At 73.4% G+C, this 25,128-nt stretch carries 27 protein-coding genes; 9 read left to right on the forward strand and 18 right to left on the reverse strand.

Going from position 1 to position 25,128, the window contains the following annotated elements; genetic code table 11:
- Positions 1 to 5 precede the first annotated feature (5 nt).
- Together KRR39_RS19570 and KRR39_RS19575 are read left to right on the forward strand one after the other, a co-directional pair.
- Positions 6 to 614, forward strand: coding sequence for a TMEM165/GDT1 family protein (locus tag KRR39_RS19570; protein WP_216939108.1), 609 nt, complete (start codon positions 6 to 8; stop codon positions 612 to 614).
- A gap of 20 nt (positions 615 to 634) precedes the next feature.
- Complete coding sequence (locus KRR39_RS19575; protein WP_216939109.1) at positions 635 to 1,858, forward strand: arginine deiminase; 1,224 nt, start codon at positions 635 to 637, stop codon at positions 1,856 to 1,858.
- 255 nt (positions 1,859 to 2,113) lie between these two features.
- Here KRR39_RS19575 and KRR39_RS19580 read toward each other — a convergent pair whose 3' ends face one another.
- The 6 genes from KRR39_RS19580 to KRR39_RS19605 all read right to left on the reverse strand — a co-directional run bounded on the left by KRR39_RS19580 (position 2,114) and on the right by KRR39_RS19605 (position 6,989).
- A complete protein-coding gene (locus tag KRR39_RS19580) occupies positions 2,114 to 3,079 on the reverse strand; it encodes a DUF5926 family protein (RefSeq protein ID WP_216939110.1) in 966 nt (321 codons plus the stop codon).
- Between the two features lie 48 nt (positions 3,080 to 3,127).
- Positions 3,128 to 3,538 carry an ATP-binding protein gene (locus tag KRR39_RS19585; RefSeq protein ID WP_216939111.1) on the reverse strand — a complete coding sequence of 137 codons (411 nt, stop codon included), beginning with the start codon at positions 3,536 to 3,538 and terminating at the stop codon, positions 3,128 to 3,130.
- 80 nt (positions 3,539 to 3,618) lie between these two features.
- Positions 3,619 to 4,425, reverse strand: a complete 807-nt coding sequence (locus KRR39_RS19590) for a glycerophosphodiester phosphodiesterase (RefSeq protein WP_216939112.1) — start codon at positions 4,423 to 4,425, stop codon at positions 3,619 to 3,621.
- Between the two features lie 54 nt (positions 4,426 to 4,479).
- Positions 4,480 to 5,376 (reverse strand): hypothetical protein, encoded by an 897-nt coding sequence (locus tag KRR39_RS19595; protein ID WP_216939113.1) that lies wholly within the window; start codon positions 5,374 to 5,376, stop codon positions 4,480 to 4,482.
- 44 nt (positions 5,377 to 5,420) lie between these two features.
- The gene (locus KRR39_RS19600) at positions 5,421 to 6,614 is read right to left on the reverse strand and encodes a DUF8462 domain-containing protein (RefSeq protein WP_216939114.1); all 1,194 of its coding nucleotides are present in this window, start codon (positions 6,612 to 6,614) and stop codon (positions 5,421 to 5,423) included.
- Positions 6,615 to 6,725: 111 nt separating this feature from the next.
- Positions 6,726 to 6,989: a hypothetical protein gene (locus tag KRR39_RS19605; RefSeq protein ID WP_216939115.1), complete on the reverse strand. Its 264-nt coding sequence runs from the start codon at positions 6,987 to 6,989 to the stop codon at positions 6,726 to 6,728.
- A 57-nt stretch (positions 6,990 to 7,046) separates the two neighbouring features.
- Here KRR39_RS19605 and KRR39_RS19610 point away from each other — a divergent pair, with 57 nt between their 5' ends.
- Entirely contained in the window at positions 7,047 to 7,913 is an 867-nt protein-coding gene (locus tag KRR39_RS19610) for an Fpg/Nei family DNA glycosylase (protein ID WP_216939116.1), read from the forward strand.
- 55 nt (positions 7,914 to 7,968) lie between these two features.
- Positions 7,969 to 8,304 carry a rhodanese-like domain-containing protein gene (locus KRR39_RS19615; RefSeq protein ID WP_216939117.1) on the forward strand — a complete coding sequence of 112 codons (336 nt, stop codon included), beginning with the start codon at positions 7,969 to 7,971 and terminating at the stop codon, positions 8,302 to 8,304.
- A gap of 52 nt (positions 8,305 to 8,356) precedes the next feature.
- On the opposite strand, the gene aat is transcribed toward KRR39_RS19615, so the two are convergent.
- The gene (aat, locus tag KRR39_RS19620; protein ID WP_216939118.1) at positions 8,357 to 9,040 is read right to left on the reverse strand and encodes a leucyl/phenylalanyl-tRNA--protein transferase; all 684 of its coding nucleotides are present in this window, start codon (positions 9,038 to 9,040) and stop codon (positions 8,357 to 8,359) included.
- Between the two features lie 83 nt (positions 9,041 to 9,123).
- Here aat and KRR39_RS19625 point away from each other — a divergent pair, with 83 nt between their 5' ends.
- Positions 9,124 to 9,804, forward strand: coding sequence for an EcsC family protein (locus tag KRR39_RS19625; protein WP_216939119.1), 681 nt, complete (start codon positions 9,124 to 9,126; stop codon positions 9,802 to 9,804).
- On the opposite strand, the gene KRR39_RS19630 is transcribed toward KRR39_RS19625, so the two are convergent.
- The 8 genes from KRR39_RS19630 to KRR39_RS19665 form a co-directional block, all read right to left on the reverse strand.
- On the reverse strand, positions 9,765 to 10,994 hold the full coding sequence (locus KRR39_RS19630) for a hypothetical protein (RefSeq protein ID WP_254185280.1): 1,230 nt from the start codon (positions 10,992 to 10,994) through the stop codon (positions 9,765 to 9,767). The genes KRR39_RS19625 and KRR39_RS19630 overlap by 40 nt on opposite strands.
- Complete coding sequence (locus tag KRR39_RS19635) at positions 10,991 to 12,193, reverse strand: hypothetical protein (RefSeq protein ID WP_216939120.1); 1,203 nt, start codon at positions 12,191 to 12,193, stop codon at positions 10,991 to 10,993. The genes KRR39_RS19630 and KRR39_RS19635 overlap by 4 nt, the downstream gene beginning before the upstream one ends.
- A complete protein-coding gene (locus KRR39_RS19640; protein WP_216939121.1) occupies positions 12,190 to 13,281 on the reverse strand; it encodes a hypothetical protein in 1,092 nt (363 codons plus the stop codon). Before KRR39_RS19640 ends, KRR39_RS19635 begins: the two co-directional genes overlap by 4 nt.
- Positions 13,282 to 13,296: 15 nt before the next feature.
- Positions 13,297 to 14,217, reverse strand: a complete 921-nt coding sequence (locus KRR39_RS19645) for a hydroxymethylglutaryl-CoA lyase (protein ID WP_254185281.1) — start codon at positions 14,215 to 14,217, stop codon at positions 13,297 to 13,299.
- Positions 14,218 to 14,233: 16 nt separating this feature from the next.
- Complete coding sequence (locus tag KRR39_RS19650; RefSeq protein ID WP_254185282.1) at positions 14,234 to 16,180, reverse strand: ATP-binding protein; 1,947 nt, start codon at positions 16,178 to 16,180, stop codon at positions 14,234 to 14,236.
- A 65-nt stretch (positions 16,181 to 16,245) separates the two neighbouring features.
- Positions 16,246 to 17,802, reverse strand: coding sequence for a carboxyl transferase domain-containing protein (locus tag KRR39_RS19655; RefSeq protein WP_216939123.1), 1,557 nt, complete (start codon positions 17,800 to 17,802; stop codon positions 16,246 to 16,248).
- 188 nt (positions 17,803 to 17,990) lie between these two features.
- Complete coding sequence (locus KRR39_RS19660; protein ID WP_216939124.1) at positions 17,991 to 18,539, reverse strand: hypothetical protein; 549 nt, start codon at positions 18,537 to 18,539, stop codon at positions 17,991 to 17,993.
- Positions 18,540 to 18,859: 320 nt separating this feature from the next.
- Positions 18,860 to 19,951 carry a class I SAM-dependent methyltransferase gene (locus tag KRR39_RS19665; protein ID WP_216939125.1) on the reverse strand — a complete coding sequence of 364 codons (1,092 nt, stop codon included), beginning with the start codon at positions 19,949 to 19,951 and terminating at the stop codon, positions 18,860 to 18,862.
- Positions 19,952 to 20,096: 145 nt separating this feature from the next.
- Between KRR39_RS19665 and KRR39_RS19670 the strand changes: the two genes are divergently transcribed.
- From KRR39_RS19670 to KRR39_RS19685, 4 genes are read left to right on the forward strand one after another with little or no spacing between them, the layout of a single operon-like run.
- The gene (locus tag KRR39_RS19670; RefSeq protein WP_216939126.1) at positions 20,097 to 20,651 is read left to right on the forward strand and encodes an SACE_7040 family transcriptional regulator; all 555 of its coding nucleotides are present in this window, start codon (positions 20,097 to 20,099) and stop codon (positions 20,649 to 20,651) included.
- Between the two features lie 5 nt (positions 20,652 to 20,656).
- The gene (locus KRR39_RS19675) at positions 20,657 to 21,334 is read left to right on the forward strand and encodes a VOC family protein (protein WP_216939127.1); all 678 of its coding nucleotides are present in this window, start codon (positions 20,657 to 20,659) and stop codon (positions 21,332 to 21,334) included.
- A gap of 39 nt (positions 21,335 to 21,373) precedes the next feature.
- A complete protein-coding gene (locus tag KRR39_RS19680) occupies positions 21,374 to 21,709 on the forward strand; it encodes an ArsR/SmtB family transcription factor (RefSeq protein ID WP_216939128.1) in 336 nt (111 codons plus the stop codon).
- Entirely contained in the window at positions 21,706 to 22,200 is a 495-nt protein-coding gene (locus KRR39_RS19685) for an SRPBCC domain-containing protein (protein ID WP_216939129.1), read from the forward strand. Before KRR39_RS19680 ends, KRR39_RS19685 begins: the two co-directional genes overlap by 4 nt.
- On the opposite strand, the gene KRR39_RS19690 is transcribed toward KRR39_RS19685, so the two are convergent.
- From KRR39_RS19690 to KRR39_RS19700, 3 genes are all read right to left on the reverse strand, one after another.
- Positions 22,197 to 22,649: a group II truncated hemoglobin gene (locus KRR39_RS19690; RefSeq protein WP_216939130.1), complete on the reverse strand. Its 453-nt coding sequence runs from the start codon at positions 22,647 to 22,649 to the stop codon at positions 22,197 to 22,199. The two genes, KRR39_RS19685 and KRR39_RS19690, sit on opposite strands and share 4 nt — an antisense overlap.
- A 64-nt stretch (positions 22,650 to 22,713) precedes the next feature.
- Positions 22,714 to 23,625: a haloalkane dehalogenase gene (locus KRR39_RS19695; protein WP_216939131.1), complete on the reverse strand. Its 912-nt coding sequence runs from the start codon at positions 23,623 to 23,625 to the stop codon at positions 22,714 to 22,716.
- Positions 23,626 to 25,092, reverse strand: coding sequence for a cryptochrome/photolyase family protein (locus KRR39_RS19700; protein ID WP_216939132.1), 1,467 nt, complete (start codon positions 25,090 to 25,092; stop codon positions 23,626 to 23,628).
- Positions 25,093 to 25,128: the final 36 nt, after the last annotated feature.

A 25,128-nucleotide genomic window follows, 5' to 3' on the forward strand; every position in this document is an offset into this window, starting at 1 on the left:
ACTTCATGGACCTCGCGATCTTCGCCCTGACCTTCGGCGCCATCTTCATCGTCGAGCTGCCGGACAAGACGTTCATCGCCGCGCTGGTGCTCTCCACCCGCTACCGCCCGCTCGCCGTGTGGATCGGCGTCGGCCTCGCGTTCGGCGTGCAGACCCTCGTCGCGGTCACCGCCGGCGCGCTGGCCACCCTGCTCCCCGACCTGCTGATCCGGTCGGTGGCGCTGCTGATCTTCCTGATCGGCGCGATCATGCTGGTGCGCACCGCGCCCGGCGCGGACGCCGCGGAGAAGGAGCAGGAGGAGGAGTTCGCCGCCAAGGCGGCCGAGCCCCGCTCGTTCGTCAAGGCGGCCGTCGCGTCGTTCCTGGTGCTGTTCGCCGCCGAGTGGGGCGACCTCTCGCAGCTGCTGACGATCAGCTTCGTGACGAAGTACCACGACCACGTCAGCGTGTTCGCGGGCGCGTGGGCCGCGCTGCTCACCGTCTCGGGCCTCGCGGTGCTGGCCGGACGGGTGCTGCTGCGCTACATGCGACTGTCGGTGCTGCACTACATCGGCGCGGCCGTCTGCCTGCTCCTGGCGGTCGTCACGCTGGTGGAGGTCGTCAAGGCCGTCTGAGGAAGCACTACGCTCGCTCCATGACGAACCATGGCGCCGACAGCGAGGTCGGCCGGCTCCGGACCGTGATGCTGCACCGTCCGGGCAACGAGCTGAAGCGACTGACCCCGCGCAACAACGACAAGCTGCTGTTCGACGGCATCCCGTGGGTCAGCCGGGCCCAGGACGAGCACGACGCGTTCGCCCAGGCGCTCCGCGACCGGGACGTCGAGGTGCTCTACCTCACCGACCTGCTCACCGAGACCCTGCAGAGCGAGTCCGCGCGCGAGCACGCCATCGCCGGCGCCATGGGCAGCCTGCACCTCGGCGACACCCTGCGCGCCTACCTCACCCGGGCGCTGCACGACCAGAGCCCCGAGGAGCTGTGCGCGTTCCTCACCGCCGGCGTGCGCAACGACGAGGTGCAGGGCGGGCACGGCCTGGTCACCAGCCTGCTGGCGCACGACGACTTCCTCATCGACCCGCTCCCGAACCTGCTGTTCACCCGGGACTCCAGCGTCTGGATCCGCGACCGGGTGGCGATCACGTCGCTGGCGATGCCGGCCCGGGAGCGCGAGACCCAGCTGACCGAGCTGATCTACACCGGCCACCCGCGCTTCGCCGGCACCCCGAAGATCCACGGCTGGCAGCGTGAGCACGTCGAGGGCGGCGACGTGCTCCTGCTCGCGCCGGGCGTCATCGCCGTCGGCGTCGGCGAGCGGACCACCCCGGCCGGCGCCGAGCGGCTGGCCCGTCAGGTGTTCGGCGCCGACCTGGCGCACACCGTCCTGGCGGTGCCGATCGCCCAGGAGCGGGCCACGATGCACCTGGACACGGTGTGCACGATGGTCGACGTCGACAAGATCGTGATGTACCCCAACGTCGCCGACAGCCTGCAGGCCTACGCGGTCACCGTCCGGGACCGCAACGGGAACGGCGACGCCGACCTGGTGCTCCAGGTCGCGGAGGCCCAGCCCTTCCTGGTGGCGGCCGCCAAGGCGATGAGCATCGACACGCTGCACCAGATCGACACCGGCCTGGACCCGGTCACCGCGGAGCGCGAGCAGTGGGACGACGGCAACAACACGCTGGCGATCTCGCCGCGGGTGGCGGTCGCCTACGAGCGCAACATCGAGACCAACTCACGCCTGGAGGAGTCCGGGATCGAGGTCGTCGCGATCTCCGGCTCCGAGCTCGGATCCGGCCGCGGCGGGCCGCGCTGCATGTCCTGCCCGGTCACCCGCGAGCCGCTCCCCCGGCCCTGACCCGCAGAGGGTCCGGCCGGGTGGTCCGCGGCGGACGGGGGGTCCGCCTTAAAGTGGAAACCCGGCCGTTGCTGACGGGGGATACAACAACGACCGGGCACTGGTAAATGTACGGGGTGGTTGAGCCTTTGATCAACATTTCTGACCGAATATGACCCAGCACACGCCGCTTTTACCTGGTGCGGTCTAGGCCGAGGGCCGGCCCCGGCCCCGACCCCGGGCCGCGCGGAGCAGCAGCCCCGGCCGGCAGCCGGATCAGCGGATCGTGACCTGCCGGTTGGCCAGCCCGTGCCGTGCCGAGCGCTCGTCCGCGCTCAGCGGTGAGCCGTCCGCCCGGGCGGCGTCCAGGTCGGTCGCGAGCTGCTTGACGGCGTCCTCCAGCACCTCGGGACCGGTGCCGGCGGGCAGGTCCCACACCGGCACCAGCCGGCCGTGCGCCCGGAACATGCCGACGAACCGCGAGCCCTCGGCGACGACGTCCTTGCCCGCGACGTGCAGCCGGGCCAGCGCGTCGAGCAGCGGCTCCTCGTCGTACGGAAGCACCCAGCGCAGGTGCTCGCGGGTGCCCACGTCGGTCCAGTAGGCGGCCTCCACCGAGCCGAGCCGCCGGCTCGGGTTCGCGGCGCCGTTCGCGGACTCCAGCGAGGCCGCCGCGGTGCCGTCGGGGTCCTCGACGTCGGCGATCCAGAAGTCGAAGCCGTCGTGCACGGTGACCTCGAGCGGCGCGTCGGTCAGCAGGTCCTGCAGCCGCGGCCCGTCGCCGGGGTTGTCGGTGAGGCCCACGATGCCCTCGCCCGGCTCGGCCGCCAGCGCCTTCAGGAGCACGGCGGCCAGGTCACGGCTCGGGTCGCCGAACGCGTGCTGCACCTGCAAGCCCAGCCACACCGAGCCGTCCGCGCGCGACAGCGCCGGCGCGGCCATCGGGAGCAGCGAGCACAGCTGCACGGTCCGGCCGTCGGCGACACCGTCCCGCAGCGTCAGCGGGGCGGTCGCCGCGGCGATGATCTCCCGCATGGCGATCAGGTCGCACTCGCCGTTGATGCCCTCGAACGGCCGGGCGACGTACGTCGGGACCGGGCCGGCGACGGAGCCGTGGCACGCCTTGTACCGGCGCCCCGACCCGCACGGGCACGGCTGACGGGGCCCGACCCCGCCCGCGTGCTCGGCGGTGCCGTCCGGCTGGCTGGTGCTGCGTGCCTTGACGCGCGACTTCTTTCCCATGCCGCGAAGCCTACTGAGCGGGGTGCGCGCCGGCGTCGGGCGGGAGGCTCAGAGGTGCAGCAGCGCGTGCACGGTCGAGCGCGAGCCGGTGCGCTCGGTCCACCAGTCCTGCGCGAGGATCCCGACGATCGCCATGCCGCGTCCGGCCAGCGCCGACGAGGGCGCGTTGACCGTGCGGGGGCGGGTGCCGCTGCCGCCGTCGGTGACCGACAGCTGCAGGCCGCGCTCGTCGAGCACCCAGGAGACGTGGATCTGGCCGTCGCTGAGCGGCTGCGCGTGCCGCACGGAGTTCGCGACGAGCTCGGAGATCACCACGCGGGCGTCCTCGACGGCCTCGCCGGAGCCGCCGACGTCGCACATGAAGACCTTCAACCGCTGCCGGGCGAGGGAGACCGACGACGCGGTGAAGGGGAGGCGCATCGTGACCGGTGCACGCACGGACCTGCTGGCCACGGTCATCATCCCTCCTCGTTCGTCGCTTCGAGCAGGATGATGCCCGGTCGACCCGGCGCCAAACACGCGGCGCGGTGGCGTGGGTCTCAGACCGCCCGGGGCCCTCCGAAGTGGTCGAGCGCCATCGCCGGGTTGTCGGTGATCACGGCCTCCACGCCGAGGGCCGCACACAGGTCGAGGTCCGCCACCGTGTTCACCGTCCACACGTGGATGCGGCGGTCCCGCTTGCGCAGCCGGCTGCCCAGCCGGGGGTTCTCCCGCAGCAGGTCGATGCCCGGTCCGGCGATCCAGCCGGGGCCGAGCATGCTCGTCGCCATCTGCCAGGAGTACTGCCGGTCGATCAGCAGCACCACCTCCAGGTCGGGGGCGAGCTTCTTGATCCGGGTGAGCGCCACCGGGGAGAAGCTCATGATCCGGGCCGGCGAGTCGGCCCCGGCCCAGCCGACGGTCTCGAGCAGGTCGACCAGGCGCCGCTCCACCAGGCCGGCGTACCGGGTGGGGTGCTTGGTCTCGATGGCCAGGTCCACCGTCTGGTCGTAGTCGCGCGCCGCCTGGATCAGCCGCTCCAGGGTGAGCACCCGCCGGGTCTGGTCGTCGAGCTCGGGGGCCTCGTCGTCGAGGTCCACCCAGGGGTTCTTCCAGGAGGCGAAGTCCAGCTCGTCGAGCTGCGCGAGCTCCATCGTGGAGACCACCCCGCGGCCGGTGCTGACCCGGTCGACCCGGCGGTCGTGCACGCACACCAGGTGCCCGTCGGCGGTCAGCCGGACGTCGCACTCGAGGCCCTCGGCGCCCTGGTCGAGCGCGGCGATGTAGGCCCCGAGCGTGTGCTCGGGGTTGTCGTGGCTGGAGCCGCGGTGCGCGACCACCTGAGGGCGGCCCTCCACGTGACGCATGGGTCCATCGTGGCACTTCCCCGCACCGGGTGCCCGCAGCACCGGCCGCATGTCTCAGTCGTCCCGGTACGGCGCGAGCAGCTCGCGCAGCGCGTCGTCCCCGTGCCCGTCGAGCCGGTCCTCCGCGATCCGCCGGGCCGCGCCGGCCAGCAGGTCCGCCACCTGCACCCGGGCGTCGGCCCGCGAGTCCACCAGGCGTACGTCGACCAGCGGACCGGCGCCGCCGCCCTGCTCCACCAGCAGCTCGCGCACGTGGGCGACCCGGCGCGCGGTGAGCGCCTGCTGCTGGTCGTGCACGAGCAGCACCGGGCGGCCGCCGCGGCCCCAGTGCCGGACCGCGGCGACCAGCGCCGGGACGAGGGGCTGCAGCCGCGGCGTCATCCGGGCGGTGTCGGTCAGCGGGCCCAGGAGGGTCTCCTGGTCGACGGCGTGCACCAGGTCCGCGAGGGCGCCGACGGCCCCGCGGCCGGGCAGCGCATCCACCCGGCGCAGCAGCCCCGCCCCGGTGAGCTCGACGTCGACCCGCCCCCGGGCGCGCATCACGTCGTTGAACGCGGACAGCAGCCCGGTCCACGCCGCCTCACCGACCTCCTCGGCGGCGTCGCGGTGCAGCGCCTCGGCGAGCGGGGCCGGACCGCCCACCAGCGCGACGAGCTCGCGCACGGCGTACGCCCGCTTCTCGACGAGGTGCACGTGGGCCCGACCGGCCAGCGGCCCGCCCTCGCCGATCAGCCAGACCAGCGCCGCGCGGTTCTGGGTGCGCAGGACGACGCTGGCCTTGTACTCCTCGGCGGGCGACCGGGTCCGGCCGCGGAGCTCGACGATGCAGTCGGCCGCCGCCGCGGCGTCGATGTCCACGCTCGCGTGGGCGAACATCCGGGTCGTGCCGCCGACGACCTTCTCACCCTCGGAGCCGGACTCGTCGCAGGCGATCTCCCGGGGTACGGCCACGCTCAGACGCTAGGCCACCGTCCCGGCCAGGTCACGCGGTTTGCTCAGCCGCGCTGGCCGCGCAGGAACTTGCCGAAGTGCGGCACGGTGAACGCGACGGTGCCGCGCTCGCTGGAGTACACCAGGCCCTTCTTGATCAGGCCGTCCCGGGCCGGGGAGAGGCTCTGCGGCTTGCGGCCCAGCGCCTGCGCGATGTCGGAGGTGGGCACCGGGCCGTCGTCGTGGTGCGCGGCCAGGTCGGCCATCGCCCGCATGTAGTCGCGCTCGGCGGGCGTGGCCCGGTCGTAGCGGGCCCCGAAGAACCCGACGGCCAGCTCGCCCTCGGCCTCCGGCGCCGCCTCGCGGACGTCGGCCACCTCGATCGGGCTGGTCAGCGCGGCGTCCCAGGTGACCTTGCCGTAGGCCTGCACGAAGTAGGGGTAGCCGTCGGTGAGCAGGTAGAGCTCGTCGAGCGCCTCGGCGGTGTAGTCGACGTCCTCGGTACCGGCCGGCACGAGCAGCGCCCGGTCCGCCATCTCGCGCGGCAGCCGGTCCACGACGACGTACCGGAAGAGCCGCTCGGCGTAGGACTTGCTGGCCGCCAGCGCGACCGGCAGGTGCGGCAGCCCGGCCCCGACCACCACCAGCGGCGCGCCCTGCTGGCTGATCTCGTGGCACGCGCCGCACAGCGCGGCGAGCTCGTCGGTGGAGATGTCCTGCATCTCGTCGACGAAGATCCCGATGCCCACCCCGAGGTCGCGGGCCAGGTCGGCGACGTCGGTGAACAGCTCGATGAGGTCCAGCTCGAGGTCGCCGGAGTCCGCCCGGCCCTTCATCGCCGGCACGTCGGTCGGCGGCTGCCAGCGCACCTTCTTGCGGTCCGGCAGCGGGGTGCGCAGCGCGAAGGACTTGACCACGCCGGCGACGGTGTCCACCCGGTCCGGGTCGCGGTGCCGGTGCGCGACCTCGCGGACCGCGGCGTGCACGGCCTGGGCGAGCGGCAGCCGCAGCGACTGGTCGGGGCGGGCCTCGAACTTGCCGGTCCCCCACGCCCGCTTCACCGCCTGCCCGCGCAGCGCGTTGAGCAGCACGGTCTTGCCGACGCCGCGCAGGCCGGAGAGCACCATCGACCGCTCGGGGCGCCCGGCGGCGACCCGCTCGAGGGTGACCTCGAACTGCTGGAGCTGCCGGTCCCGGCCGGCGAGCTCGGGCGGGCGCTGGCCGGCGCCGGGGGCGTAGGGGTTCCTGACGGGGTCCACGATCAGACTGTATCCCGACGTCTAGCGAAAACCTTAGATGTCCCTAGCGCGCCCAATCGTCCCCAAGACCCGTCGAGCCGGGCGCGGGTCGGGTCCGGGCCGGGACTCCGGTCAGCCGGCCCGCGGGCCGTCCACCTGGGTGAGCCGGGCCCGGTGCACGTCGTACGACCTGACCAGCCCCTCGCGCAGCGCGTCGATCATGTCCGGGACCTCCTCGACCGGGAGCCGGAACGTGCCGGTGCAGGTGCCGCCGCTCCACAGCGAGAGCACCACGACGTCGGCCTCGGCGTGCCACGAGACCCGCATCGCGCGCCCGTCCCCGCGGGAGTCGAGGAAGACCTCGCCCGCGGAGGGCAACGGGGCGACCGGGCGCATGGGAACAGTGTGACGCGAAACACCTGAACTGTCATGGGTGCCGCCTAGGATTGCGCTGTGCCCGAGCTGCCCGAAGTGGAAGGACTGGCGCTCGACCTCGCCGGTCGACTCGACGGACGCGCCATCGCGCGCGTCGACATCGCCGCGTTCAGCGCGCTGAAGACCTTCGACCCGCCACTGTCCGCCCTGCAGGGCAGCTTCGTGGACGGCGTGACCCGGCACGGCAAGTTCATCGACATCAGCGCCGGCGGCCTGCACCTCGTGATGCACCTGGCCCGCGGCGGCTGGGTGCGCTGGCGCGAGGAGGTGCCGGCGCTGCCGCCCAAGCCGAGCAACAAGTCGCCGATGGCCGCGCGGGTGCACCTCGACGACGGCTCCGGCCTCGACATCACCGAGGCCGGCACCAAGAAGCGCCTCGCCCTGTACGTCGTCCGCGACCCCGGCGACATCCCGGGCATCGCCAGCCTCGGGCCCGACCCGCTCGACGAGGCGTTCACCATCGACGTGCTCGGCGGCATCCTGCAGGCCGCCGGCCGGGCGCAGGTCAAGGGCGTGCTGCGGCACCAGGGCACGATCGCCGGCATCGGCAACGCCTACTCCGACGAGCTGCTGCACGCCGCGCGGATGTCGCCGTTCAAGCCCGCCTCGAGCATCACCGGCGACGACCTGCAGACCCTGTACGACGCGATCCGCACGATCCTCGGCGACGCGGTGGCCCGGTCGCGGGGGCTGCACGCCGCCGACCTCAAGAGCGAGAAGAAGAGCAACCTCGCCGTGCACGGCCGCACCGGGCTGCCCTGCCCGGTGTGCGGCGACACCGTGCGCGAGGTGTCGTTCGCGGACTCCTCGCTGCAGTACTGCCCCACCTGCCAGACCGGTGGCAAGCCTCTCGCCGACCGCCGGATGTCCCGGCTGCTCAAGTAGCCGGTCGCGCCCCCTGCGCGCGGGCGACTTGCTGCGATCGGTCACAGTGGGACCCATGACTGGCATCCCCACCGTCGCGATCAGCGGCGTCCCCGACCCGCTCCCCGACGGCCTGCACGTCCTGGACGTCCGCGAGCCCGACGAGTGGCAGGCCGGCCACATCGACGGCGCGGTGCACATCCCGCTGCGCGACCTGCCGGGCCGCCTGGCCGACGTGCCCCCGGGGCAGACGCTGGTCGTGTGCAAGGTCGGCGGCCGCTCGTCGCAGGCCGCGGCGTACCTCCTCCAGCAGGGCCACGACGTCGTCAACCTCGACGGCGGGATGCTCGACTGGCAGGGCGCCGGGCGGCCGATGGTCAGCGAGACCGGCGGCGCCCCGCAGGTCGTCTGAGTCCCGGCTCGACCTGAACCCGGGCCCGGCTCGGCCTCGGTTCAGGCCCGGGTCAGCGGAAGGCCTCGGGCAGGGGTACGGCGGCCGCGTCGGCGATCATCCGCAGGTAGTCCGGCCGGGCCACGCTCACCACGCCGAGCGAGGCGAGGTGGTCGGTGCGCCACTGCACGTCGAGCACCCGCCGGTCGGCGTGCTCGTCGCTCATCAGCCCGACCAGGCCGACCAGCGCCACCTTCGAGGCGTCGGTGACCCGGTGGAACATCGACTCCCCGGCGAACAGGCCGCCGACCGCGACGCCGTACAGTCCGCCCACCAGGTCGTCGTCCTGCCACACCTCCACCGAGTGCGCCCAGCCCAGCTCGTGCAGCCGCGTGTAGGCGTCGAGGATCTCCTCGTCGATCCAGGCGCCGTCGCGGTCCGGGTCGGCGCAGGCCCAGATCACGTCGTCGAACACGGTGTCGACGCGGACCTCCATCTTGCGCACCGACTGCCGCAGCGACCGCGAGACGCGCAGCCCGTCCAGCGGCAGCACGCCCCGCTCGACCGGCGACCACCAGAGCATCCCGAGGCCCGGGTCGTCCGACGGCATCGGGAACAGCCCCTGCCGGTACGCCGCCAGCAACGTCCCGGGCTCGAGGTCGGCGCCCATCCCGACCAGGTCGTCGGCGCCGCCGTCGTCGGGCAGCTGCGCGAGGTCGGGGAACACCCACCCGGTCACGGGCGGCTCGGTCGGCATGGCTCCATCCAATCAGGGCACAGGTCAGGTACAGCGCGCTCGGTAGGCTCGAGGCGGCAGTCAGCACCAGGACCGGAGGACGCATGGGGATCGGCAGCTCGTTGACCAAGGGACTCGCACCGCGGGTGACCCGGCTCGCCCCGGAGATGAGCTCCACCTTCGTGCACAACGCGCTGCGTCGCGCCATCGAGGGCGCCGGCCCGCTCCCGGCGGCGGCGCAGGCGGCCGACAAGCAGCTCGCCGAGCAGGGCGGCGACCGCGAGCGCGCCGTGCACGAGCTGATCGAGAACCACGTCCGGCTGGCCGGCGCGCAGGGCTTCGCCACCAACATCGGCGGCCTGGTCACCGCGGCCGTCACGATCCCCGCCAACATCGCCGGGATCGCGCTGATCCAGTGCCGGCTGGTGGCCGGGATCGCGCACCTGCACGGCTACGACCTCACCGACCAGCGGGTCCGCAACGCGGTGCTCACCTGCCTGCTGGGCGAGGACGCGGTCAAGTCGATGGTGCGCAAGAAGAAGCTGCCGAGCACGCCGATGGGGATCGCGACCGCGCCGACGCACGACCCGGACCTGGACCGGATCGTCGCCAACGAGGTGACCTCCGAGCTGCTCACCAAGGTGGCCGGCAAGCGGATCGCCACCACCGTCGGGCGCCGCGTCCCGGTGGTCGGCGGCCTGGTCGGCGCCGGCACGGACGCCTACTCCACCTGGCAGATCGGCCGCTACGCCGACCGGGAGCTGCTGCCCCGCAACCGCCGGTAGACCGCCAGGCCGGCCGCCGCGACCCGGTTGTCGTCGGCGGTGTTGACCAGCCGGCGCTTGACCCGGAACCACAGGCCGCGGGCCCGGTCGAGCTCGGCCAGCGCCGAGCCCAGGTCGCGCCGCAGGTGCTGCTCGACCTCCTCGCGGCGGACCACCTCCTCCAGCAGCGTCACGATCGACTGCACCGCGGCGTCGGCGACGTCGGCCTCCACCGGCTCGTCGGGGTCGGCGAACGGCTGGTCGAGGTCGTCGGGCCGCAGCTCGTCGAGCGAGCCCACCACGTCGTACCCCTGCTTGGCGAGCTCCTCGATCCAGCTCTCCGACAGGTCCACCGCCCAGGCGCGGACGTCCGGCGGCAGGCCCAGGCGCGGGGAGCCGGAGCGCTGCGACAGGGTGCGGTGCGCGAGCAGCTCGCGGACGTACTCGCGGTAGTCCTCGTTGGCCAGCACGCCGCCGTTGACCTCGGCGTTGATCCGGCGCACGAGCGCGGTCTCCGGGACGCCGAGGGACGGGTTCGCCCGGTCGGTGGCCCGTTCGAGCACCGCCCTGTCGAGCCCGAGCACGGCGGAGAACCGCTGCCAGAGCAGGTCGCGCGGCGCACCGGGCTTCGGCACCGTGACCAGGTGCACCCGCTCGGGCGGCAGCGAGCCGCCCCAGCGGTCCAGGATGTCGGGCACCTCCTGGACGCCCCAGAACCAGGAGGCCAGCTCGCCGGAGCGCGAGGGGTCGGTGATCTTGTCGAGGAACGAGCGGTAGGTGACGTTGCGGCGGTGCTTGACGTTCTCCTGCCACTCCGCGGGGATCTGCCGGACGAGGTCGCGGGCGGACAGCACGACGTGCACCTCGGCGTCCCCGAACGAGTCGAGCGCGCGGCGTACCTGCTGCCGGCTCGCGGTCGCGAGGATCTCGTGGGACACGATCGAGGTGCCCGGCCAGGCACGGACCCGCTCGGCGAGCCGGTCCCAGGCGCCGACGGCCTGCGTCTCGAGGCCGCCCCAGTGCAGCTCCATCAGGTCGAGGGCCGCGAGGAAGTGCTCGTCGAACCGGTCGGCGGGGTAGAGGATGCCCTGCCCGGCCAGGGACTCGCGGTTGAGGAACAGCACGTCCTGGACGTAGGAGGTGCCGGTCTTCGGCGCACCCACGTGCACCAGGACGCGGCGCGGTCCGGGCACGGCTCCGGGGTCACTCACCGCTGGTCCGCCTTCCTGGTCGCGCCCGGCACGGCCCGGTCGAGGCAGGCGTCCAGCAGGACGTCCAGCACGTCGACGAGCCGCGGGCGGGTGGGGACGTCCTCGAACCGGGGGACGACCTGCTCCGGGTCGCCGTGCACAGAATATCCGCCGGCCGACAGCTCCTCGGCGACGGCACGCGACCGTGCGGTCGCCCAGTCCCGGAACGGCTCGGGCACGGTCAGCGGGTGCCGGCGCCCGGCGGTGCCGAGCGTGGCCACCAAGGTCCGGGCGACGGCGTCGTGCCGCGACGCCGAGGACCGCACGTTGAGCACCGCGTTGACCCGGCGCACGACGTCCGCCGCCGGCGGGGACAGGTCGCGCCAGCGCGGCTCGCGCAGCGCCCGGCGCGGCGTCGGGTCGACGTCGAGCAGCCGGGCGACGTCGCGGGTCGCGGTGACCGGGTCGACCGGCGCGACCAGCACGTGCACCTCGGCGGGACCCACCCGCTCGGCCCACAGGCGGGCCAGCGCCGGGTAGTCCGCCGAGGGGGGCAGCTCGCGCCGCCCGGACCAGCGCTCCACGAAGCCCGGCCAGCGCACCGGGGCGCCGCGCTGCACGCGGGCCGACCAGACCTGGGCGAGGGTGACGTCGAAGGGCTCCACGACCAGCAGCACGCGTGGCGGGTCGCCGCCCTCGACGTGGCCGGCCGCCTCCAGCCTCTGGCGTACGACGGACGTGGTGACCGGCGCGCCCGCGAGCGTGAACGCCGGGGTCCGGGTGAACAGCCGCCGTCGTGCGGGGTGGGCGGCGGGCGCGTCGGGGGCGCGCAGGAGCAGCTCGGTCAGCGCACCGACGCCGACCCGGACCAGCTCGTCGGCGGGCACGTCGGCGGGGTCCACCGGCGGGGCGCCGAAGCGGCGCGGGCCGTCCCCGGTCCCCGTCCAGGACAGCGGCTGCTGGGCGCGGCCGCGGCCCGGGCCGGACCGGCCGATCACCAGGTCGGCGAGACCGCGGAAGGCGTCGGTGTCGTCGCTCCGGGCCAGGCGGTCGGCCAGCCGTCGTACGAGCTCGAGCTGGGCGGCGCCGGGCATCGTCCAGCCCGGCGGGACGGCCACGTCGGTGGCGGCCGGCCGGGCGACCCACGTCGACCACGGGGTGGCCCCGCCGGACCGCAGGTGCTCGGTCCAGGACCGGGCCGCCTGCTCGTAGGGGGTCACTGGCCCCGCAGCCGGCGGGCCGCGCGGCCGATCCGGGCGGTGATCTGCTCGTGCGGGTCGGGGCGGTTCGCGGCCTCCATGGCCAGCGCGACGATCGCGTCCAGCGCGGCGTCCACCATCTCGACCCGCCGCGGGCGGTCCGGGTTGGCCCACGGCGTGCCGGGCGCGGTCGGCACCGGGCGGAGGTCGGCGACATCGCCGATCACGTCGATGCCGGACCCGACGATCCACTCGATCCACTCGTCGGCGACCTCGTCGGCCCACGGGAACGCGGCCGGCGGCAGCGTCACCTTGGTCATCCCGGGCCGCTGCGCCAGGGTCTGGTGCACGACCAGCTCGCGGACCAGCCGGCGGTACTCCTCCGAGGGCAGTCCGGCGTCCTTGAGGCGGCGGTTCAGCCGGCGGACCAGGGTGGTCTCCGCGGCACCGATCGAGACGTTCTCCCGGTCGCTCTGCTCCGGCGCCCAGGCCGGGTCGATGCCGAAGGCCTGGCAGTAGCGCCGCCACAGCAGGTCCCGCGGGGCGCCCGCCTGGGGCACCGTCACGAGGTGCACGTTCTCCGGCGGCAGGCCCTTGCTCCACCGGCTGAGCACGTCCGGGAGGCTCTGCACCCGCCAGAACCACATGTTCGGCTTGGTCCGGCGCGAGGACTGCACCTTGGACAGGAAGCCGGCGAACGCCTGCTTGCGCTGGTGCTTGATCCCCTCCTGCCACTCGGCGGGGATCTGCCGGGCGAGGTCGCGGGCGGAGTACACCAGGTGCACCTCGGCGCCCTCGAGGCTCGCCATCGCCCGCTTCACCTGGTTGGTCCGCGCCGCGGCCAGGATCTCGTGGGAGACGATCACCTTCCCGTTGAGCCGGCGGACCCGGTTCATCAGGCCCTCCCACTCGCCGTCCACGTCGACGTGCAGGCCGCCCCAGGGCATCTCGAGCAGGTCGAGGGCGGGCCGGAACTGGCTCGCGTGCAGCTGCAGCGGGTAGTGCACGCCGTGCCGGGCGAGCTCGGTCTTGTTCAGAGCCAGCCGGTCCTGGAGGTACGTCGTCCCCGTCTTGGGCGCACCGACGTGCAGGTACACGACACGACTCATGGCGGGAAGTCTGCCCTACCCCGACATCGCGCGGACGACCGCGCTGGGACTCGGGCGGCCGAGCTCGCCGGCCATCCACGCCGAGGTGCTCACCAGCGCGTCGAGGTCGACGCCGTGCTCGACACCGAGACCGGTCAGCAGCCACACGAGGTCTTCGGTGGCCAGGTTGCCGGTGGCGCTCTTCGCGTAGGGGCAGCCGCCCAGACCGCCCGCCGAGGCGTCGAACGTGGTGATGCCGTGCCGCAGCGCCGCGACCGCGTTGGACAGCGCCTGCCCGTAGGTGTCGTGGAAGTGCATCGCCAGCGACTCGTTGGGCAGCCCGGCCTCGTTGAACGCCCGCAGCAGCGCCCCGACGTGGCCGGCCGTGCCGGTGCCGATGGTGTCGCCCAGGGACAGCTGGGAGGCGCCGAGGTCGAAGAGCCGCCGGCCGACGTCCACCACCTGCTCGACCGGCACCCCGCCCTCCCAGGGGTCGCCGAAGCACATCGACACGTAGGCGCGCACGTCCAGGCCGGCCTCGCGCGCCCGTCGTACGGTGGGCTCGAACATCGCGAACTGCTCGTCCAGGCTGCGGTTCAGGTTCCGCTGCGCGAAGGTCTCGGTGGCGCTGCCGAAGATCGCGATGTGCCGCAGGCCCTTCTCCAGCGCCCGGTCGAGCCCGCGCTCGTTGGGCACCAGCACCGGCATCTCGCGGGCGACGTCCCCGAGCTCGTCCACCAGCGCGTCGACCAGGTCGGCGGCGTCCGCGAGCTGCGGCACCCACTTCGGGTGCACGAAGCTGGTCGACTCCACGACCGGCAGCCCCGCGGCGTGCAGCCGGCTCACGAACCGCGCCTTGGTCGCGGTCGGGACGGTCGCCTTCTCGTTCTGCAGCCCGTCGCGCGGCCCGACCTCGTAGATCGTCACCGCCCGGGGCAGCGAGGGATCGGGGACCACGGTCGGCAGGGGGTGGTCACGACGCGTCCCCCTCCTCCGAGGTGACGACGAAGAGGGTGGCGCCCAGGGCGACCTGCTCCCCGTCGGTGACGCGTACGTCGACGGTGCCGGCGAACGGCGCGGTGAGCGAGAGCTCCATCTTCATCGCCTCCATCACCCCGAGCACGTCCCCCGGCTCGACCCGTTGACCGTGGACCGCGGCCACCGACAGCACGGTGCCCGGCATCGGCGCGGTCAGCGTGCCGTCGCCGACGTGCAGCGTCGGGTCCGCGAACACGTCGGGGCGGGTGAACACCCGCCGCTGGCCGCGGTGGGTGACCTCGACCGCGTGCGGCCCGACGTCGACGAGCGCCTGCTCGCGGCGCCCGTCGAGGGTGACCACCATCAGGTGCAGCTCCGCGCTGATCTGGCTGACCGGCACGCCGTCGACGGTGCCCGCGGCACGGTCGACGAGCACCGTGCGGTCCAGCTCGACGACGACCGGCGCCGGGTCGCCGGCCACCCGCCAGCCGTCCCCGCGGAACGGGTGGTCGTCGCCGGGGGACATCGTGTCGACCATCGCCTGGGTCCACGCGGCGATCGTCCGGGCGGTGTCCGGGGACGGCTCGGCGACCTCCGCGTGGTCGAGCCAGGCGGTGTCGATCGTCGCGTCCCGGAACTCGTCGCTGGCGACCAGCACCCGCAGGAAGCCGGCGTTGGTGGTCAGCCCCATGAACGCGGTGTCGTCGAGGGCCTCGACCAGGGCGAGCCGTGCGCTCTCCCGGTCGTGGCCGTGCGCGATGACCTTGCCGAGCATCGGGTCGTAGGCCGTGGAGACGACCTGGCCGGTCTCGAGGGCCGCGTCGACCCGGACGCCTCGGGCCGCCGGCGAGAACCGGTCCGCCTCGGCGCCCGGCCAGCGCACCCGCAGCGCCGTACCCGCCTGGGGGAGGAAGCCGTGGAAGGAGTCCTCGGCGTAGACCCGGGCCTCGATCGCGTGCCCCTGCAGGCGTACGTCGTCCTGGCCGAACGGCAGCGGCTCGCCGGCCGCGACCGCCAGCTGGAGCTGCACCAGGTCGAGCGGGCGGCCGTCGACGCGGACCACCAGCTCGGTCACCGGGTGCTCGACCTGCAGCCGGGTGTTCATCTCCAGGAAGTAGGCCTCGCCGGTGTCCGCGTCGAGGAGGAACTCCACGGTGCCGGCGTTCACGTAGCCCACCTGGCGGGCCAGCGCGACGGCCGATTCGGTGACCAGCGTGCGGACCTCCGGGGTGATCGTCGGGGCGGGCGCCTCCTCGAGCACCTTCTGGTGCCGGCGCTGGGTCGAGCAGTCCCGCTCGAAGAGGTGCACGACGTGGCCGTGCGCATCGGCGAGCACCTGCACCTCGATGTGCCGGCCGTGCTCGACGTACTTCTCGACCAGGATCGTGTCGTCGCCGAACGAGGAGAGCGCCTCGCGCCGGGCGGAGGCCACCGCCGCGTCGAAGTCGGCGGGGTCGCGGACGATCCGCATGCCCTTGCCCCCGCCGCCCGCCGCGGCCTTCACCAGCACCGGGTACGCCGACTTGTCAGGCGCTGAGTCGGCTCGAGCCGATCCACCGCCTGACAACTCGGCGGAGGGGACGACGGGTACGCCGGCGGCGACGGCGATCTCGCGGGCGGCGTCCTTGCGGCCCATCTGCTCCATCACCGTCGCCGAGGGGCCGACGAGCACCAGCCCGGCGTCCTCGACCGCCCGGGCGAACGCGGCCCGCTCGGACAGGAAGCCGTAGCCGGGGTGGATCGCGTCGGCACCGGTGGCGCGGGCCGCGGCGACCACGGCGTCGATGTCGAGGTAGCTCTCCACGCGGATCGCGTCGTCGGCCTCCCGGACGTGCGGCGCGGTGGCGTCGAGGAGGGTGTGGATCGCCACGCTGCGCAGCCCCCTGGCCCGGCAGGCGTGGATCACCCGCAGCGCGATCTCGCCGCGGTTGGCGACCAGCACGGTGCGCAGCGGCCGGGCCGTGGGGATTGCCTCACGAGGGGTCGGGCTTGTCGGGACCACTGTCATCACATCCGGAAGATGCCGTAGGACGGCTCGGGGACGGGCGCGTTGGCGGAGGCGGCGAGCCCCATGCCGAGCACCCGGCGGGTGTCGACGGGGTCGATGACGCCGTCGTCCCAGAGCCGTGCGGTGGAGTAGTACGGCGAGCCCTGGTGCTCGTAGGTGTCGCGGATCGGGGCCTTGAAGGCCTCCTCGTCCTCGGCCGACCACTCCTCGCCGCGGGCCTCGAGGCCGTCGCGGCGGACGGTGGCGAGCACGGACGCGGCCTGCTCGCCGCCCATCACGGAGATCCGGGCGTTCGGCCACATCCACAGGAACCGCGGGTCGTAGGCCCGCCCGCACATGCCGTAGTTGCCGGCCCCGAAGGACCCGCCGATCACCACGGTGAACTTGGGTACGACGGAGCAGGCGACCGCCGTGACGAGCTTGGCGCCGTCGCGGGCGATGCCGCCGTTCTCGTACTCGCGACCCACCATGAAGCCGGTGATGTTCTGCAGGAACACCAGCGGGATGCCGCGCTGGTTGCACAGCTCGATGAAGTGCGCGCCCTTGAGCGAGGAGGAGGAGAACAGGATCCCGTTGTTGGCGATGATGCCGACCTGGTAGCCCCAGATCCGCGCGAACCCGCAGACCAGCGTCTCGCCGTAGAGCGCCTTGAACTCGTGGAACCGGGACGCGTCGACGATCCGCCGGATCACCTCGCGGACGTCGTAGGGCGTGCGCGAGTCGGTCGGCACCACGTCGTACAGGCCGTCGGGGTCCTCGGCGGGCTCCTCGGGAGTGGCCGGCACGAGCGAGGGCGCTGGCACGCGCTGGAAGGTGGAGACGATCGAGCGGACGATCGCCAGCGCCTCGGCGTCGTCCCCGGCGAGGTGGTCCACCACCCCGGACTTGCGGGCGTGCACGTCGCCGCCGCCGAGGTCCTCGGCGGTCACCACCTCACCGGTGGCCGCCTTCACCAGCGGCGGGCCGCCCAGGAAGATCGTGCCCTGGTCCTTGACGATCACCGACTCGTCCGACATCGCGGGGACGTAGGCGCCGCCGGCGGTGCACGAGCCCATCACGGCGGCCACCTGCGGGATGCCCTGGGCGGAGAGGTTGGCCTGGTTGAAGAAGATCCGGCCGAAGTGCTCCTTGTCGGGGAACACGTCCTCCTGCATCGGCAGGAACGCGCCGCCGGAGTCGACGAGGTAGATGCACGGCAGCCGGTTGGCCCGGGCCACCTCCTGGGCGCGCAGGTGCTTCTTGACCGTGATCGGGTAGTAGGTGCCGCCCTTGACGGTGGCGTCGTTGGCGACGATCACGCACTCGCGGCCCGAGACGCGGCCGATGCCGGTGACGATGCCGGCCGAGGGCACCGCGTCGTCGTACATTTCGGTGGCGGCCAGCGGGCTGAGCTCGAGGAACGGGCTGCCGGGGTCGAGCAGCCGGTCGACCCGCTCGCGGGCGAGCAGCTTGCCGCGGTCGAGGTGCTTGCGCCGCGCGGACTCCGAGCCGCCCTGGCGGGCCGCGACGAGCCGCTCGCGCAGGTCGTGGACCAGCGTCCTCATGTCGTCCGCCATCGCGCTCCCTCCGCCGGTGGCCCCGTCGGACCACTCACCGGCCAGGTTAGCGACCGTTAACCAACTAGTCCACACCGATAGTCCGTGACGATCTCGTCCTCCCAGGGCCCCGGGACGACAAGTCCGTCACGGACTATCGGGGAGGGTGCGACGGGACGGCCCTCCCCCATCGAGTGAGGGGAGGTGCGCTACGGGGTCAGGATCTTGCACGTGTAGGCGTCCGAGCCGTCGGCGTTGATCCGGTCGCAGACCACGGTGCGGTTGAAGGTCTCGCCGTCCACCTTGACGTTCCAGGTGAGCTTGATCCCCATCACGTACGCCACCTCGGCCCCGAGCGGGATGTCGTCGGTGGTGACGTCGTAGGTCCGCCACCCGTTGACCGGATCGGTCTTGTCGATCTGCACGCCGGTGGACTTGTAGGAGGTGCTGCCGGCGTTCAGCTTGTACGACAGCCTCGGCCTGGTCGGGGAGATCGAGGCCAGGCTGGTGTTGTTGCGGCCCTTGATCGCGATCGTCTGGACGATCGTGGCGTCCGTGCAGGTGTCGGTGGGGACGCCGGCGTCGTACACCCGGAGGCTGGCCTTGGTCGTGAACTGCTCGCCCCCGGCCGAGAAGTTCTTGGTGTACTTCAGCGGCGCGAAGTTGCAGTCGTTCACGGGGTCGGCGCTGACGGGCACCGCGGCCACGGTGCTGGCGGCCAGGGCAAGGCCCGACAGTGCGGCGGTGAGCGTGTGCATGGGTGTGGTCCTTCCGGCTGGGAGCGGTAGCGGTCCCTCTCAGGATTGGTTCCGACCGGAACGAGGTCCATAGCCGTCCGGCACCACCCTGCGGGTCGCCGGGGCCAAGGCCCAATGCCTCAACGGGGTCCGGCCCTCGCGCCAGTCAATGACCCCGACGGCCCCCACCCCCGCACACCCGTCATCCGCCCCATCTCCCCCGCCCGTCCAAGAAGCCCACCCGTCCCACGGATCGGCGTTTGTGCCGACATCGAGCCCGGGCTCCCCCCGATAGTCCGTGACGTTCTTGCTGCCCCAGGACCCCCGGGACGACAAGTTCGTCACGGACTATCGGGGAGGGTGAGGCGGTAGAAGCGGAACATGTCGTGCTCGACGGGCAGCACCTGTACGTCGACGAAGCCGGCCTCCCTCGCGTAGCCGCGCAGCGTGTCCGGCCGCATCACCGTGCCGGTGCCCACCGACCCCGGGTGGGAGAGCCCGTCCGGGAGGCACACCAGCAGCGAGATGCCGTACATCAGCTGCTCCACCGGGTCCCCGGGACCGGTGAACGTCTCGGGCACCTTCTCGTCCATCACCAGCACCGTGCCGCCGGGCCGCACCAGCGCCCGCGCCCGGCCCAGCACGGACACCGGGTCGGGCAGGTCGTGGACGCACTCGAAGGCGGTGACCAGGTCGTAGCCGCCGACCTCGCTCGCGGGTCCGGTGCTCGCCGCCGCGGCGTCGACCAGGTGGAAGGTGACCCGCTCCCCCACGCCGTACGACGCGGCGTGCCGGCGCGCCGCGTCCACGCTCGCCGGGTCCACGTCGAAGCCGTCGACCCGTGCCGCCGGGTAGCCCAGCGCGATCCCGATCGAGGACCAGCCCTCGCCGCAGCCGATGTCGGCGACCCGCCCGCCGGCGGTGAGGTCGCGGTGCACCTCCGGCAGCACCGGCAGCCAGTCGTGGGCGAGCGGGCCGAGGAACAGCGGCCGGTTCGCGTCGGCCTGCGCGGTGCGCATCAGCGGCCCGAAGGCTTCCCAGCCGACGCCCCCGCCGGTGCGGTAGGCGTCCTGGAGCGCGGGGAGCTGGGCCGCCGCCGCGGCGACCATCCGGGCGAACGGCGTGAAGAACGACGGGCTGTCGCGGTCGGCGAGCACGGCCGCGTGCTCCTCGGGGAGCGAGTAGCGGCGCTCCTGCGCCGGCCGGACGGGGTCGTCCACGTCGACGAGGCCGGCCACGGTCTGCTGCTCGAGCCACTCGCGGGCGTAGCGGGGGTGCAGGCCGGAGCGCTCGGCGACCTCCTCGGGGGTCAGCGGGCCGTCGCGGTGCAGCAGGTCGTAGACCCCGAACTGGTCCCCGATGTGCACCGTGAGCACGTCCAGCGCGCCGAGGACGGAGGCGAAGAGGTGGTCGGCGAGCTCGTCGGTCTGCATGGCACCTCCAGGGCGGCGGACGACCGGGTCTCCGGCCGGTCCCCACAGGCTCGACCCGGAGTGCCGGGCCGTCAACGGACCGGTCTGGAGCGGAGCCGTTCCGGGGATGGTGAGCGTTCGTTAACCGACCGGCTAGCCTGCTGGCATGGCCGCGACCCGCCGGGATCAGATCCTCGACACCGCCGCGCGGATGTTCGCGGAGCGGGGCTTCCACGGCGTCTCGGTCGTCGAGCTCGGTGCGGCCTGCGGCATCTCCGGGCCGGCGCTCTACAAGCACTTCCCCTCCAAGGACGCGATGCTGGCGGAGATGCTGGTCGCGATCAGCGAGGAGCTGCTCAGCGTGGGGCGGGCCCGGTCCGCCGGCGCGGCCGACCCGGCGGACGCGCTGCGCGCCCTGGTCGCCTGGCACGTCGACTTCGCCCTGCACCACCAGCCGCTGATCGTCGTGCAGGACCGCGACTGGACGAACCTGCCCGACGAGGCGCGGGAGCGGGTGCGCAGCCTCCAGCGCCGGTACGTCGACCTGTGGGCCGACCGGCTGCGCGAGGTGCACACCGACCTGACCCCGAAGCGGGCCCGGGCGATGGCGCACGCGACCTTCGGGCTGATCAACTCCACCCCGCACAGCGCCCGGCTGCCCGAGCCGGAGATGGCGCCGATGCTGGAGCGGATGGCTGTCGGTGCCCTCGGCCTAGGGTGAGGCGCATGCCTCTCGCGACCTTCAAGGACCTCTGCCTCGACGCCCGCGACCCGGTGCTGCTGGGTCGTTTCTGGGCCGGCGCCCTCGGCCTGGAGCTGCACCGCCAGGAGGGGGGCGACACCTACCTCACCGGCCCGACGCCGCAGCACACGATCTGGGTCAACCGGGTGCCGGAGCCGAAGACCGTCAAGCACCGGGTGCACCTCGACGTGAACACCGGCTCGGTCGCGGAGCTCGAGGCCCTCGGCGCCACCGTGCTGGACGCCGAGTCGTTCCGGTGGGTGCTGATGGCCGACCCCGAGGGCGGGGAGCTCTGCGCGTTCGTGCGCGAGGGACCGATCACCCAGCGGCTCTTCGAGATCGTCGTGGACACCGGCGACTCCCCCGACGAGGCGCACCGGTCGGCCGCGTGGTGGGCCGAGCTCCTCGGCGGGCGGCTCGTCGACAGCGAGCGCGGGTTCTCCTACGTCGACCAGGTCCCCGGGGCGCCGTACGACTCGCTCGACTTCATCCCGGTGCCGGAGCCGAAGACCGTCAAGAACCGGGTGCACCTCGACGTCAGCACCCCGGACCTCGGCGCCCTGGTGGCGGCCGGCGCGACCGTGCTGGACGACCGGGCCGAGCTCGGCTGGACCGTGCTCGCCGACCCCGCCGGCAACGAGTTCTGCGCGTTCCCGTCCTGACCCCTGGCGCTTATTCAACAGAAATGTAGAATAAGCCGGGTGACGACGGAGCAGCTGGATCCCGCGGTGACGTTCGCGGCCCTGGGCGACCCGGTGCGTCGGGGGATCGTCGACCTCCTGTCCGCCCGGGACCTCACGGTCAACGAGCTCGCCGCGCGGTTCCCGATCTCCCTGCAGGCGGTCTCCCGGCACATCAAGGTGCTGGAGACCGCGGGGGTCGTGTCGCGGCGCAAGGTGGCGCAGACGCGCCCGGTGCACCTCGAGGCCGGTGCGCTGGCCCGCTCCGTCGACTGGCTCGAGGCGCACCGACGCCGTCTCGAGTCCCGCTACGCGCGGCTCGACGAGCTGCTCGAGGAGATCAAGGAGCCGACATGACCAACGACCGCACTGTCACCGCCCGCGCCGGCGAGCAGAGCATCGCCTTCACCCGTGAGTTCGAGGCGTCCGCGGCGCTGGTCTTCGCGGCGCACACCGATCCCGCCCTGCTCGGGCGCTGGACCGGCCCCCGGGGCACCGAGATGCGGGTCCGGGAGTTCGACGCGCGCACCGGCGGCTGCTGGAGCTACGTGATCGAGAGCGGCGACGGCGCGTGGGCGTTCCACGGGTCGTTCCACGAGGTCACCGCCCCCGACCGGCTGGTGCAGACCTGGGAGTTCGAGGGCGACCCCGGCAACCCCACGTTCGAGGTGCTGACGTTCTCGGACCTGCCCGGTGGCCGCAGCCGGCTGGAGGGCACGTCGCTGTTCCTGACGGTCGCGGCCCGCGACGCGATGCTCGGCGGGATGGACGAGGGCATGGACGAGAACTTCCAGCGCCTCGACGAGCTGATCGCGGCCGGCGAGCTCGCCGACGCCCCGTCGGCCTAGGCCTGCAGGCCGTCCCAGGACCACCGTGGCACCGCCGCGGCTGCCGGGACGGGCACCCCCGGGTCGGAGTAGGTCAGCACGTCGTCGACCGCCCACTCCATGTAGGCGCGCAGCACCGCCCGCAGCTCCGGGTCCTGCGGCAGCCCGGCGTCGTCGGCCGCGGCCACGAAGCAGTCCACGAAGCGCCGGCCCAGGTCGGTCATCTCACCGTTGCCGGCGTGCATCCGCAGCAGCGCGGGCTGGTCGCCGCAGGAGGCGGAGTACTCCGGCGGGCCACCGAGCACCTCCGCCCAGTACGCCGCCAGCCGCTCCACGTGCTGGGGGTGCTGGTCGTCGTGCGAGAACGGGTGGTTCAGCTCGGGGTCGGCCAGGCACCGGGCGTGGTGGGCGCGGGCGAGGGCCAGTAAGGCGGTCCCGCCGCCGGCGGCCTCGAACACGCTCGGACGCATGCTGCGAGTGTCGCCCCGCCCGGCGTCGCCTGTCGAGGCTCGCCGGGCGCGGGTGGCCCGCGCCTCAGCCGGACCGGTGCACGAACCCGGCGACGATCTCGCCGAGCCGCGGGCCGGCGTCCTCCTGCAGGAAGTGGCCGGCACCCGCGAGGACCGGGTGGTCGAGCCCCTGCGCGCCCGGCATCGACCTGCGCAGCACCGGCGCCATCGGGCCGGTGATCGGGTCGCCGTCGCTGAACGCGACCAGGAACGGCAGGTCGGCGTGCGTCAGGGTCTCCCAGGCCGCGCGGTTCGCCGGCGTCGCCGGGTCGTCGGGCGAGGTGGGCACCAGCGTCGGCATCACCCGCGGTCCGGCGGTGTACGCGTCGTCCGGGTACGGCGCGTCGTACGCTGCCCGGACCTCCGCGGACATCGGCGTCGCGCAGCCGGCGGCGACGAGCCGCCCGACGTCGAGGTGCTCGGCCCGCTCGACGGCGCCGCGGAACCGCCACCAGACGTCGGGCATCGGCAGGTCCCCGGTGGGCAGCCCGGTGTTCGCCGCCACCACCGCACGGAACCGGTCGAGGTGCTCGGCGACCAGGCGCAGCCCGAGCAGGCCGCCCCAGTCCTGGCCGACGAGCGTCACGTCGCGCAGGTCGAGGACGTCGAAGGCCAGCGCGCGCAGCCACTCGACGTGCCGGGCGTAGCTGTGGTCCTGCTGCCGGGCCGGCTTGTCGGAGCGGCCGAACCCGACCAGGTCCGGGACCACGGCGCGGATGCCGTGCGCCACGAGCACGTCGACGACGTCGCGGTAGAGGAAGGACCAGGTCGGCTCACCGTGCAGCAGCAGCGCCACCGGCCCGTCCGGCGGCCCGGCCTCGACGTACGCCATTCGCAGGGTGCCGCCCTCGCCGTCCGGCACCTCGGCGTACGACGGTGGGCGGGCGGACCCGGGCAGGGCGGCGAAGCGGTCCTCGGGGGTGCGCAGCAGGTCCATTCAGCGACCCAACCACGCGGCGGCCGTGGCGGCGAGCTCCCGCTTGCGGGCGTCGTCCATCCGGTCGTAGGTCCGGACCGCGAAGCCGCTGCGCGGGTTGGACTCGAAGCCCTGGCGGTGGTCGGCGACGAACTGCCAGTAGAGCGCGTCCCAGGCCTCGCACCACGGACCGGTGCCGAAGTCGCTCATCTTGCGCAGGTAGTTCGACCCGCTCACGTAGGGCTTGGTGGTGACCAGCTCGCCGGCCGCGAACTGGCTCATCGCGTAGACGTTGGGCACCATCACCCAGTCGTAGGCGTCGACGAACAGCGTCATGAACCACTCGTAGACCTCGTCCGGGTCGGTGCGCAGCAGCAGCATCGCGTTGCCGAGCACCATCAGCCGCTCGATGTGGTGGGCGTAGCCGTGCCGCAGCACCCGCCGGACCACCGTGTCGACCGGCTCCAGCCCGGTCGTGCCGTCCCACCACCCCGGGCCGAGCTCGCGGGTCAGCCCGAGCAGGTTGCGGGTGCGCATCGCCCGCCCGTGCACGACGTAGGAGGCCCGCATGTACTCCCGCCACCCGATCACCTGGCGGACGAACCCCTCCACGCTCGGCAGGTCGACCCGGTGCTCCTCGGCGTGCGCGACCGCGCGCTCCACGACGTGCCGGGGGTCGAGGAGGCCGACGTTCAGCAGCGGGCTGAGCGCCGAGTGGAACAGCCACGGCTCGTCGGCGGCGATCGCGTCCTCGTAGGGCCCGAAGCCCGCGAACCGGTCCTCGAGGAACCGGGTCAGCCAGGTCTCGGCCTGCCGGTGGGTGGTCGGCCAGTGGTACGTCGCGGGGTCGCCGGGGTTGTCGGGGAAGGCGTCGCCGACCCAGGCGATCGCGTCGCGGACGTGCTCGCCGCGGGTCGCCTGGGGCATCGCGGGGACGGTCACGTCCCGGGGGAGCCGCCTGCGGTTCTCGGTGTCGAAGCTCCACCGGCCGCCGGCGGGCCGGTCGCCGTCCATCAGCACGTCGAGCCGCCGGCGCTGCCGCTCGTAGAAGTGCTGCATCCGCGGCCGCCTCGCGGTCCCGAACGTCTCGGCGATCTCCGCGCGCGAGGTGAGGAACCCCGGTGTCTCCAGCACGGTCAGCGGGACGCCGGCACGGCGGCAGACCGCCCGCAGGTCGCGCTCCAGCCAGTCGTCGACGACGTCGAAGACCGACAGCGCGGTGACGCCGTGCCCGGTGAGCACGTCGGCCAGCCCGGCGTCGCTGGTGGTGTCCGCCGACGTGGCGACGTACGCACAGGCGAAGCCGGCCGAGGCGAGCCGCTCGGCGAAGGCCCGCATGGTCGCCCGGTGCAGGACCAGCTTGTGGGTGTGGAACGGGAGCTGCCGGAAGAACAGGTCCGGCTCGACGAGCACCATCAGCGTGCCGGGGTCGGCGGCGAGGTGCTCGACGAAGAGCTGGTGGGGGAAGATCACCCGCGCCGTGGTCACGTGTCCCCTGTGCCACGGCGCGGGTGGTTCGAAACG

The organism is Nocardioides panacis (assembly GCF_019039255.1).
Lineage (GTDB): Bacteria > Actinomycetota > Actinomycetes > Propionibacteriales > Nocardioidaceae > Nocardioides_B > Nocardioides_B panacis.

Coding starts and splice junctions, on each gene's coding strand:
- aat (WP_216939118.1), bottom strand. CDS start 9,040: ATGCCGACCGAGCCGCCCGTGACCGGGTGGGTGTTCCCCGACCTCGCG.
- KRR39_RS19690 (WP_216939130.1), bottom strand. CDS start 22,649: ATGCGTCCGAGCGTGTTCGAGGCCGCCGGCGGCGGGACCGCCTTACTG.
- KRR39_RS19660 (WP_216939124.1), bottom strand. CDS start 18,539: ATGCACACGCTCACCGCCGCACTGTCGGGCCTTGCCCTGGCCGCCAGC.
- KRR39_RS19580 (WP_216939110.1), bottom strand. CDS start 3,079: ATGGGAAAGAAGTCGCGCGTCAAGGCACGCAGCACCAGCCAGCCGGAC.
- KRR39_RS19685 (WP_216939129.1), top strand. CDS start 21,706: ATGACCAACGACCGCACTGTCACCGCCCGCGCCGGCGAGCAGAGCATC.
- KRR39_RS19570 (WP_216939108.1), top strand. CDS start 6: ATGGACCTCGCGATCTTCGCCCTGACCTTCGGCGCCATCTTCATCGTC.
- KRR39_RS19605 (WP_216939115.1), bottom strand. CDS start 6,989: ATGCGCCCGGTCGCCCCGTTGCCCTCCGCGGGCGAGGTCTTCCTCGAC.
- KRR39_RS19590 (WP_216939112.1), bottom strand. CDS start 4,425: ATGCGTCACGTGGAGGGCCGCCCTCAGGTGGTCGCGCACCGCGGCTCC.
- KRR39_RS19625 (WP_216939119.1), top strand. CDS start 9,124: ATGGGGATCGGCAGCTCGTTGACCAAGGGACTCGCACCGCGGGTGACC.
- KRR39_RS19585 (WP_216939111.1), bottom strand. CDS start 3,538: ATGACCGTGGCCAGCAGGTCCGTGCGTGCACCGGTCACGATGCGCCTC.
- KRR39_RS19655 (WP_216939123.1), bottom strand. CDS start 17,802: ATGGCGGACGACATGAGGACGCTGGTCCACGACCTGCGCGAGCGGCTC.
- KRR39_RS19670 (WP_216939126.1), top strand. CDS start 20,097: ATGGCCGCGACCCGCCGGGATCAGATCCTCGACACCGCCGCGCGGATG.
- KRR39_RS19640 (WP_216939121.1), bottom strand. CDS start 13,281: ATGAGTCGTGTCGTGTACCTGCACGTCGGTGCGCCCAAGACGGGGACG.
- KRR39_RS19665 (WP_216939125.1), bottom strand. CDS start 19,951: ATGCAGACCGACGAGCTCGCCGACCACCTCTTCGCCTCCGTCCTCGGC.
- KRR39_RS19695 (WP_216939131.1), bottom strand. CDS start 23,625: ATGGACCTGCTGCGCACCCCCGAGGACCGCTTCGCCGCCCTGCCCGGG.
- KRR39_RS19615 (WP_216939117.1), top strand. CDS start 7,969: ATGACTGGCATCCCCACCGTCGCGATCAGCGGCGTCCCCGACCCGCTC.
- KRR39_RS19575 (WP_216939109.1), top strand. CDS start 635: ATGACGAACCATGGCGCCGACAGCGAGGTCGGCCGGCTCCGGACCGTG.
- KRR39_RS19675 (WP_216939127.1), top strand. CDS start 20,657: ATGCCTCTCGCGACCTTCAAGGACCTCTGCCTCGACGCCCGCGACCCG.